At 69.9% G+C, this 9,039-nt stretch carries 11 protein-coding genes; 3 read left to right on the forward strand and 8 right to left on the reverse strand.

Going from position 1 to position 9,039, the window contains the following annotated elements:
* Nucleotides 1-751: 3-hydroxyacyl-CoA dehydrogenase family protein (locus tag LOY02_RS15830; RefSeq protein ID WP_317183330.1), on the reverse strand; the 751-nt coding region annotated here is incomplete at its 3' end.
* 114 nt (nucleotides 752-865) lie between these two features.
* Here LOY02_RS15830 and nucS point away from each other — a divergent pair.
* Entirely contained in the window at nucleotides 866-1,561 is a 696-nt protein-coding gene (gene nucS, locus LOY02_RS15835) for an endonuclease NucS (protein WP_317183331.1), read from the forward strand.
* Nucleotides 1,562-1,591: 30 nt separating this feature from the next.
* On the opposite strand, the gene LOY02_RS15840 is transcribed toward nucS, so the two are convergent.
* The 5 genes from LOY02_RS15840 to murA form a co-directional block, all read right to left on the reverse strand.
* Nucleotides 1,592-2,362 carry a DUF554 domain-containing protein gene (locus LOY02_RS15840; protein ID WP_317183332.1) on the reverse strand — a complete coding sequence of 257 codons (771 nt, stop codon included), beginning with the start codon at nucleotides 2,360-2,362 and terminating at the stop codon, nucleotides 1,592-1,594.
* A gap of 117 nt (nucleotides 2,363-2,479) precedes the next feature.
* Nucleotides 2,480-2,827: a hypothetical protein gene (locus LOY02_RS15845; protein WP_317183333.1), complete on the reverse strand. Its 348-nt coding sequence runs from the start codon at nucleotides 2,825-2,827 to the stop codon at nucleotides 2,480-2,482.
* Nucleotides 2,828-2,887: 60 nt separating this feature from the next.
* Nucleotides 2,888-4,912 (reverse strand): protein meaA, encoded by a 2,025-nt coding sequence (locus LOY02_RS15850; RefSeq protein WP_317183340.1) that lies wholly within the window; start codon nucleotides 4,910-4,912, stop codon nucleotides 2,888-2,890.
* A 96-nt stretch (nucleotides 4,913-5,008) separates the two neighbouring features.
* On the reverse strand, nucleotides 5,009-5,413 hold the full coding sequence (locus tag LOY02_RS15855; protein ID WP_317183334.1) for an STAS domain-containing protein: 405 nt from the start codon (nucleotides 5,411-5,413) through the stop codon (nucleotides 5,009-5,011).
* A gap of 158 nt (nucleotides 5,414-5,571) precedes the next feature.
* The gene (gene murA / locus LOY02_RS15860; protein ID WP_317183335.1) at nucleotides 5,572-6,861 is read right to left on the reverse strand and encodes a UDP-N-acetylglucosamine 1-carboxyvinyltransferase; all 1,290 of its coding nucleotides are present in this window, start codon (nucleotides 6,859-6,861) and stop codon (nucleotides 5,572-5,574) included.
* A gap of 53 nt (nucleotides 6,862-6,914) precedes the next feature.
* Here murA and LOY02_RS15865 point away from each other — a divergent pair, with 53 nt between their 5' ends.
* Nucleotides 6,915-7,544 (forward strand): cob(I)yrinic acid a,c-diamide adenosyltransferase, encoded by a 630-nt coding sequence (locus LOY02_RS15865; RefSeq protein ID WP_317183336.1) that lies wholly within the window; start codon nucleotides 6,915-6,917, stop codon nucleotides 7,542-7,544.
* A 120-nt stretch (nucleotides 7,545-7,664) separates the two neighbouring features.
* On the opposite strand, the gene LOY02_RS15870 is transcribed toward LOY02_RS15865, so the two are convergent.
* On the reverse strand, nucleotides 7,665-8,102 hold the full coding sequence (locus tag LOY02_RS15870; protein ID WP_317183337.1) for a DUF2550 domain-containing protein: 438 nt from the start codon (nucleotides 8,100-8,102) through the stop codon (nucleotides 7,665-7,667).
* Between the two features lie 9 nt (nucleotides 8,103-8,111).
* The gene (locus tag LOY02_RS15875) at nucleotides 8,112-8,393 is read right to left on the reverse strand and encodes a F0F1 ATP synthase subunit epsilon (protein WP_317183338.1); all 282 of its coding nucleotides are present in this window, start codon (nucleotides 8,391-8,393) and stop codon (nucleotides 8,112-8,114) included.
* Between the two features lie 145 nt (nucleotides 8,394-8,538).
* On the opposite strand from LOY02_RS15875, the gene LOY02_RS15880 reads away from it, so the two are divergent.
* Nucleotides 8,539-8,979 (forward strand): DUF6918 family protein, encoded by a 441-nt coding sequence (locus LOY02_RS15880; protein ID WP_317183339.1) that lies wholly within the window; start codon nucleotides 8,539-8,541, stop codon nucleotides 8,977-8,979.
* Nucleotides 8,980-9,039 lie beyond the last annotated feature (60 nt).

The raw sequence follows: 9,039 nt of genomic DNA on the forward strand, positions 1-9,039 counted from the left end.
TGTACATCGTGTCGAGGATCTCGTAGGCGGTGTCGAGGCCGATGAGGTCCATGAGGGCGAGGGGCCCCATGGGGTAGCCGCAGCCGAGCCGCATCGCGGCGTCGATGTCCTCGCGGGTGGCGTACTTGCTCTCGTACATCGACACGGCGTGGTTGAGATAGCCGAAGAGCAGGGCGTTGGCGATGAAGCCGGCCTTGTCCCCCACGACGACCGGCTGCTTGCCAAGCCGCTCGGCCAGGCCCTTGACCCGCTCGAAGATCTCGTCGGACGTGATGACCGTCTTGATGACCTCGACGAACTGCATGACCGGCGCGGGGTTGAAGAAGTGCATGCCGACGACCCGCTTGGGGTTGACGGTGGCGACGGCGATCTCGGTCACGGGCAGGGAGGAGGTGTTGGTGGCGAGGATGGCGTCCTCGGCGACGATCTGGTCCAGCTTGGCGAAGATCTCCTTCTTCAGCTCGAGCTGCTCCGGGACGGCCTCGATGACGAGCTGGCACTCCTTGAGGTCGTGGAGGTTCGAGGTGAACTGCACGCGCCCCATGAGAGCGGTCTGCTCCTCCTCGGTGAGCTTGCCCCGGGTCACGGCACGTCCCGTGGAGTTCTCCAGGTGCTCCCGTCCCCGCTCCACGGCCTCGTCGTCGACCTCGACCGCGACGACATCGATGCCGTTGCGGGCGAAGACCTCGACGATGCCGGCACCCATGGTGCCGAGTCCGATCACGCCGACCTTGGTGAAATCACGAGCCATGCCGTCGAGTCTCCCAGAGCCTCCGGGCCCAACACACCCGACCCCGGGGTGACGCTCCCCACGCCGGGTGGTGAGGTCATCGGTGCCTCGAGTGCCGCGGGTTAGGGTGTCCCGGTGCGTCTCGTCATCGCCCGCTGCAGCGTCGACTATGACGGTCGGCTCACGGCCCATCTCCCCCTCGCCACCCGGCTGCTGCTCGTCAAGGCCGACGGCTCCGTCCTCGTCCACAGTGACGGCGGCTCGTACAAGCCGCTCAACTGGATGTCGCCCCCCTGCACCATGGCCGAGCTCGAGCCTGACGAGCCCCAGTCCGAGGACGGCGTCGTCGCGGTGTGGCGCGTCCAGCACGCCAAGTCCGAGGACCGCCTCACGGTGCACATCCACGAGGTCCTGCACGACTCGGCGCACGAGCTGGGCAGCGACCCGGGGCTCGTCAAGGACGGCGTCGAGGCCCACCTGCAGAAGCTCCTCGCCGAGCACATCCACACCCTCGGGCACGGGTGGTCGCTCGTCCGTCGCGAGTACATGACGGCGATCGGGCCCGTCGACATCCTCGCCCGGGACCACACCGGGGGCAGCGTCGCGATCGAGATCAAGCGGCGCGGCGAGATCGACGGGGTCGAGCAGCTGACGCGGTACCTCGAGCTGATGAACCGCGACCCCCTGCTCGCCCCGGTGAGCGGGGTCTTCGCTGCCCAGGTGATCAAGCCGCAGGCCCGGACCCTGGCGGAGGACCGTGGGATCCGGTGCGTCGTCCTCGACTACGACGCCCTCAAGGGGATCGACGACGCGGAGTCCCGCCTCTTCTGAGCGCCGACGCCCCCTCGCGCCCCCCGTCGCTCAGCGGAACTGCGCGACGACCGTGACGAGCAGGGGCGCCACCAGGAGCGCAGGCAGCAGGTCGCCGACGGGGATGTGCCGGATGTTCAGGAGCCGGAAGGCGATGCCGACGAGCAGGAGGCCCCCGGTCGCGGTCAGGGCTGCGATGTGGGCCTCGGGGACGACCGCGCCCAGCGTGACGCCGAGGAGCGTGAGCCCGCCCTGGATGACGGCGACGGACACCGCTGACAGGAGCACGCCGACGCCGAAGGTCGACGCGAAGGCGATCGCCGCGAAGAAGTCGAGGGCCGACTTGAGCGCGAGCTGGTCGATGCCGCGGCCGAGCCCGTCGGACAGCGAGCCGAGGATGGTCAGCGGTCCGACGCAGAAGAGCAGGGACGCGGTGAGCCAGCCCTCGATGAAGCGTTCCCGCTCTGCATGGTCGTGCTCTCCACGAGCGCCGCGTCGGCGTACCCAGCCCTGGATGACCCCAGCGAGGGACTCGAGGCGCTCCTCGATCCGCAGCAGGGCGCCGACGATGCCGCCGATGAGCAGCCCGCCGAGGACGATGAGGACCGGGACGCCCGAGCCCACCGCGTCCTCGAGGGCCGGCGATGTCACGTCGAGGGTGGAGAGGATCGCGACGGCGAGGGTGACCAGGCCGAGGGAGTCGGTGACGACCCGTCGGACGCGCTCGGACAACCTGTTGCCCGCGAGCATCCCGAGCGTGGCCCCGAGGAGCACCGCGACGACGTTGATCACGGTGCCGAGCCCGGGGAAGCCTCCATCCATGCGGGCCAGCGTAGGGTGCAACCCACGCCGTCGGCCGGGCGGTCCGCCCTGCGTCCGGAGCACGGGCCACACGGCAGGGTGTGCGCCCCGAGGAAGCGCGCGCGACGGGCAGGCGTACTAGACGTTCTCGTCGAGGCTGTGCACGCTCGTGCCGTCGGCATCGACGAGCATGAGCACCGGCTCGATGGCCGCTCCGCCGCGCACGACGACGACGGTCTCGCCTCGGTGGCGGTCGACGATGTCCTGGAGACCGTCCGAACCGTCCTCGAGGTCGCCACTGCCGCTGTGGCAGGGGACGCCCAGGTCCTCCGCCAGGGTCTCGACCGGGCCGGTGTCGGGAACGTCGTCAGCGGCATACACCGCCTGCACCCGCTCTCGGTAGAGCTCGGAGGCCAGCCACTTGACGTCACCCAGTCCGAGGGGGGTGACGACGATGATGCGGGCTGCGCACTGGAGGTCGCTCATGCTGTGACTGTATGCCGACGCACGGGGGCACGCCCCCGTGGACCCCCAGAACCCGCGTGGCTAACCATGTGGATATGCGGGCTCGAGCGGTGCGAGCCCACGTGACGCGCGGATGACGCCGACGATCTCGCCCATGATCTCGTTGAGGCCGAAGTCCTTGGGTGTGAAGACCATGGCCACACCAGCCTCCCGCAGGGCCGACGCGTCGCCCTCGGGGATGATCCCGCCGACGATGACGGGAACCTCACCCGCTCCGGCGTCGCGCAGCCCCTGGAGCACCTCGGGCACGAGCTCCATGTGCGACCCCGAGAGGATGGAGAGGCCGACGACGTGGACGTCCTCGGCGACCGCGGCCGCGACGATCTGGGCGGGGGTCAGGCGGATGCCTTGGTAGACGACCTCGAAGCCGGCGTCCCTGGCCCGCACGGCCACCTGCTCTGCGCCGTTGCTGTGGCCGTCGAGGCCGGGTTTGCCCACGAGCATCCGCAGCTTCTCACCGAGCTCCTCACTCGTCCGGGCGACTGCAGCCCGCACCAGGGCGAGGGCCTCGCCGGGCTCGGCCGACCCGACGCCGACGGAACCGCTGACGCCCGTTGGGGCGCGGTACTCGCCGAACTCCGCGCGCAGCGCGCCCGCCCACTCCCCTGTCGTCACGCCGGCACGGGCGCACTCGAGGGAGGCGGCCATGAGATTGGCACCGGAGGCGGCGTCGGCCTTGAGCCGGTCGATGGCGGCTGCGGCCCTCGCGCGCTGGGCGGGGTCTGCGTCGCGCCGCTCGCGCCAGGTCCGCACGGCATCGGCGGCCGCCCTCTCGACGTTGGCATCGACCGTCTGGATGGCAGTCTCGAGGTCGGCCGTGAGGGGGTTGGGCTCGGTCGTCTCGAAGCGGTTGAGGCCGACGATGATGTCCTCGCCGGACTCGATCCGGCGGCGGCGCTCCGCGTGCGAGGCGACGAGCGCGGACTTCATGTAGCCCGACTCGACGGCCACCACGGCTCCGCCCATCTCCTCGATCCGGGCCATCTCGGCCTTCGCGCCGGCGACGAGGTCGGCGACCTTGCGCTCGACGACGACCGAGCCGGTGAAGAGGTCGTCGTACTCGAGCAGGTCCGACTCGAAGGCGAGGACCTGCTGCATGCGCAGGGACCACTGCTGGTCCCACGGCCGGGGCAGGCCGAGGGCCTCGTTCCACGCGGGCAGCTGGATGGCGCGGGCGCGGGCGTCCTTGGACAGCGTCACGGCGAGCATCTCGAGAATGATCCGCTGGACGTTGTTCTCGGGCTGTGCCTCGGTCAGGCCGAGGCTGTTGACCTGCACGCCGTAGCGGAACCGGCGCGCCTTGGCATCGGTCACGCCGTAGCGCTCGCGGGTGAGCTCGTCCCACAGCTCCACGAAGGCGCGCATCTTGCACATCTCCTCGACGAAGCGCACACCCGCGTTGACGAAGAACGAGATACGGGAAACGACATCGGGGAACTCCTCCGGCGGCACCTGACCGGAGTCGCGGACGGCGTCGAGGACCGCCACGGCGGTCGACATCGAGAAGGCGATCTCCTGGACGGGTGTCGCTCCCGCCTCCTGGAGGTGGTAGCTGCAGATGTTGATCGGGTTCCACCTGGGGATCTCGCGGACCGTGTAGGTGATCATGTCGGTGATCAGCCGGAGCGAGGGACCGGGCGGGAAGACGTACGTCCCGCGGGAGAGGTACTCCTTGATGATGTCGTTCTGCGTCGTCCCGCCGAGCGCATGCACCCACTCCTCGGGCGACTCGCCTGCTGCCTCGGCCTGCCGTTCCGCCGCGACCTGGTAGAGCGCGAGCAGCCACATGGCCGTGGCGTTGATCGTCATCGACGTGTTCATCTCGCGCAACGGGATCTCGTCGAACAGCGCCGTCATGTCGCCGATGTGGCTGATGGGCACGCCGACCTTGCCGACCTCGCCACGAGCGAGCACGTGGTCGGGGTCGTATCCGGTCTGGGTCGGCAGGTCGAAGGCCACCGACAGACCCGTCTGGCCCTTCGCGAGGTTGCGTCGGTAGAGCTCGTTGCTCGCGGCCGCGCTGGAGTGACCCGCATAGGTCCGCATGACCCACGGACGGTCACGGGCGGGTCGGACGGGTCGAACACTGTCGTCGGGCATGGTCTCGAAACTACCTTCGAGACCGTGGCGACGGGGAGTCGCTCAAGCGGTGAGAGGCGCCACAGTGGCTGGTCGCGAGCTTCCCATCGTCGCTGACGACGAACTTCCCCGACGCGAGGCGAGGATGCGGTCGAGGCGGCACCCCCGCAGGAGCCGTGTCGTGCGATCGCTCGGGTCGATGAGCAACAGCTGTCGCTGGGCTCGGGTCGCCCGGCGATGCAGGTGCAGGATGATGCCGAGCCCGGTCGCGTCTCCGATCTCTGCGTCGCCCAGGTGGAGGCGCAACTCGCCGTCCCCGGTCGCGATGACGGCGTGGACCGCGTCGCGGATGTCGGGCACCGTGTGCACGTCGAGTCGTCCCTCGATGAAGACGTCATGCCCGTCGGGCGCGTCGAGAACCTGCACCGGCGTCTGCGCCGGGCGTCGCCGGTGGGCATTCAGCGTCATCGTGACCCCTCTCAACTGCTGCGTGCCGTTACCCATGATGACGCCGTGGGGCTCAGGAACGTTGCCCTCCGGAGTCAAGAAAGAGTCAAGAAAATGCTCGCGAGACCAAGAGACCTTCAAGGGCACGTCATTTCTCGCGCGCAGTCTCGGGATGTGGACTACTCGAACCACTCGTCGTCCGGCTCGCGGACGACGTCTGCCCCCAGGGAGCGCAGGGCGACCTCGAAGCTCGGGTAGCCGCGATCGATGTGGTGGATCCCACCGACGAGGGTGTAGCCGTCGGCGACGAGCCCGGCGACGACGAGGGCTGCCCCGGACCGGATGTCGCTGCTCTGCACGGGTGCACCGGACAGGAGCGGGACCCCATGGGTCATCACGTGGTGACCATCGACCTGCACGTCGGCGCCCAGGCGAGCCAGCTCCTGGGCGGTCCGGAAGCGCGCCTCGAAGAGGTTCTCGGTCACCATGGCACTCCCGTCGGCCACGGCGTTGTAGGTCAGGGCGAACGGCTGCAGGTCGGTCGGGAAGCCGGGATACGGCAGCGTCGCCACGTCGAACGCGGTTGGCCGCGCCGTCCCCTCTGGCACAGCGACTCGGAAGCCCCGCTCAGTCTGCTCCACGAGGCATCCGGCGTCGGCGAGCAGGGCGAGCGGTGACGTGAGGTGCTCCGCGACACCTCCGACGACCTCGACGTCCCCACGGGTCGTGGCGGCGGCGAAGGCCCACGTGCCGGCCGCGATGCGGTCCGGGACGACTCGATGCTCGGTCGGCGAGAGCACGTCGACGCCGTCCACGACCACGCGCGAGGTCCCCGCGCCGTGGATGCGGGCACCCATCGACGTGAGCATCCGCGCAATGTCGTGGATCTCGGGCTCGCGGGCGACGTTGTCGATGGTGGTCCGGCCGCGTGCGAGGACCGCCGCCATGAGGATGTTCTCCGTCGCGCCGACGCTGGGGAAGTCGAGCCGGATCTGCGCCCCCCGCAGCCCCCGCGGCGCCGTGGCGACGAGGTAGCCGTGGGCGACGTGGACCTCGGCACCGAGGGCCTCGAGGCCCGCCGCGTGCAGGTCCAGGCCTCGCGAACCGATCGCGTCGCCGCCCGGGATTGCCACGTCTGCCTCGCCGGCGCGGGCGACGAGCGGTCCGAGCACCGAGATCGAGGCACGCAGGGCGCGGACCAGCTCGTAGTCCGCTCGTCGTCCGATGACGCCGGGGACGTCGAGCACCGCGATGCCACCCTCGAGGTCGAGGTCGACCGTCACGCCGAGCCGGCGCAGCAGTTCCGCCATGACGCGGACGTCGGCGATGTCGGGCATGTTCGTCAAGATGGTCCTGCCCTCTGCGAGGAGCGCGACCGCCATGAGCTTGAGGGCGCTGTTCTTCGCGCCGACGACGGGAACCTCTCCCACGAGACGTGCCTCGCCGACGACCCGGAACCGCTCTCTCACCCTGCGACCCTACCCATGCAGACCTGTCCGCCGACCAGTGAGAGAGTGCTTCCATGGTCAACCTGACGAAGATCTACACGCGCACGGGTGACGACGGCACGACGAGCCTCGGCGACTTCTCCCGCACGAGCAAGAACGATGCCCGACTGCACGCCTACGCTGACAGCAACGAGGCGAACGCCGCGATCGGCATCGCCGTCGCGAGCGGCAACCTCGACGATGACGTCAAGGCCACCCTGCTGCGCATCCAGAACGAGATGTTCGACGTCGGTGCCGACCTCGCGACCCCACTGCAGGAGACCTACGAGTACCCACCCCTGCGCGTCGGCCAGCCATGGATCGACGACCTCGAGCGGGACTGCGACCACTACCTGGAGCGGCTCGAGAAGCTCCGGTCGTTCATCCTGCCCGGAGGGACACCCGGGTCTGCCCACCTGCACCTGGCGACGACCATCGTGCGGCGGGCCGAGCGCTCCGCCTGGGCGGCCATCGAGGAGCACGGGGAGCAGCCCGGCACCGAGCGTGGCGTCGGCGGCGTCAACGTCCTCACCGCGAAGTACCTCAACCGGCTCTCGGACCTGCTCTTCATCCTCGCGCGGATCGCCAACCTGCCGATCGGCGGTGACGTCCTGTGGCAGCCGGGCGGTGGCCGAGTCGAGCGCCCGGAGAAGAAGAAGCACTGAGGTTGGCGGACCCAGCAACGCGGGCCTTCGGGGGACACGGGGGCGGAGATCGAGGGCGACAAGGTCACCCTCCTTGCCACGGACCGCTGCAGGCCCGCCGGGGCCGTGAGCCCCCGTGCGTCAGGCGACGTTGACGTTGTAGCCGGGCGGCGCCGCCTCCTGCCAGGAACGCACGGCGGTGTAGTCGGGCCCCTGGAGGGCGAGCTCGAACGTGTCGATCCGATCGGTGCAGATGACCGCATAGGCATCGGGTAGCAGGGCCAACGCCTCCTCCGCCGACAGGAGCCGCGGCGCCTCGAGGAGCAGGGCCTGGCGCTGCCACCGACGCTTCGGACGCAGCGAAACGCCCCCGAGGGTGAACCACTCGAGGGCGTCGTCTCCCAGGCGCATGAGGCCGAGGTGCCAGCGGTCGGAGCCACCGGCGCGGTAGCCGCACAGCGTGAGCGGCTGGCCACCGGCGATGTAGCGGCGGCGCAGGTAGGTCGCCCCGAGCGCGAGCAGGGCAATGACCAGGAGCGTGCCGATCACGATCTCGGTGGAGACGAGAACGGACGGCACGGCGCGGGCTCAGTTCGTCGTGGTCTGCATCGACGAGGCGTCGACGTGCTCGGCGACGATCGTCACGACATCGGAGTCGACGGAGAGGAAGCCACCGTCGACGGTGACGGTGGAACGCGCCCCGTCGAGTGCCTCGATGGTGACGTCACCCTCGACGAGGACGCCGAGCAACGGGCTGTGGCCCGGCAGGATGCCGAGGTCACCGGCGATCGACCGGGCCCGCACCAGCTTGGCCTCGCCCTCCCAGACCTTGCGGTCTGCGGCAACCATCTCAACCTTGAGTGAACTCACGTGTTCCTCCGGATCGTGGGGTGTGCTCGCCAGTTTAGTGCCTCTGAGAGGATGCTCCGTACGCGGCGTCGACCCACCGCAAGGTCTTCTCCGGCCGGCTCCGCGCACGTGACAGATTCCCTCCATACCCTCCAAGGAGACCCCAGTGAGTAGTGCTGTGTCCGACGCCCTTCTCGACCAGACTCGCCGCCCGACCGCCGTGGCCGCGCTGACGGAGGTCATCGACGCCGAGGTCGCCGAGAAGTCGGGCATCGGCGGCGCCGCCGTCAAGGCCGGCTACGCCGCTGCGAAGAAGCTCGGTGGCGACTTCGTCCCCAGCGCGACCGACCGGCTGCTGCCGCAGTTCGCTGCCGCCCTCGACCCGCTGTGGGCGACCAAGGGCGACGCCCCGTTCGCAACGCACCTGCAGGCCCGCTCGGGCGAAGCCGCCGACGCTCTCCTCGCCGTCACCGACGCCAAGGCCGAGGGGACGTCGCACACGGCCGCGAAGAAGGTGTACAGCGCGTTGCGGGGCAAGGCGAGGGAGCAGGTGGTCGCCGCCCTTCCGCGCCTCGGCGCGACGGTCGAGCGGCTCGTCCAGGGCTGACGGCCTCACTCGAGTGGCCCCATCCTCCCCAGCCAGGGTGTGCACATCGGGGCCACTCGA

The sequence above is a fragment of the Intrasporangium sp. genome, from assembly GCF_032907665.1.
Classification (GTDB): domain Bacteria; phylum Actinomycetota; class Actinomycetes; order Actinomycetales; family Dermatophilaceae; genus Intrasporangium.

Bases quoted from the DNA above. Each gene is read 5' to 3' on its own strand.
- LOY02_RS15840 (WP_317183332.1), bottom strand. From the start codon at position 2,362: ATGGATGGAGGCTTCCCCGGGCTCGGCACCGTGATCAACGTCGTCGCG.
- LOY02_RS15845 (WP_317183333.1), bottom strand. From the start codon at position 2,827: ATGAGCGACCTCCAGTGCGCAGCCCGCATCATCGTCGTCACCCCCCTC.
- LOY02_RS15850 (WP_317183340.1), bottom strand. From the start codon at position 4,912: ATGCGGACCTATGCGGGTCACTCCAGCGCGGCCGCGAGCAACGAGCTC.
- LOY02_RS15855 (WP_317183334.1), bottom strand. From the start codon at position 5,413: ATGACGCTGAATGCCCACCGGCGACGCCCGGCGCAGACGCCGGTGCAG.
- LOY02_RS15865 (WP_317183336.1), top strand. From the start codon at position 6,915: ATGGTCAACCTGACGAAGATCTACACGCGCACGGGTGACGACGGCACG.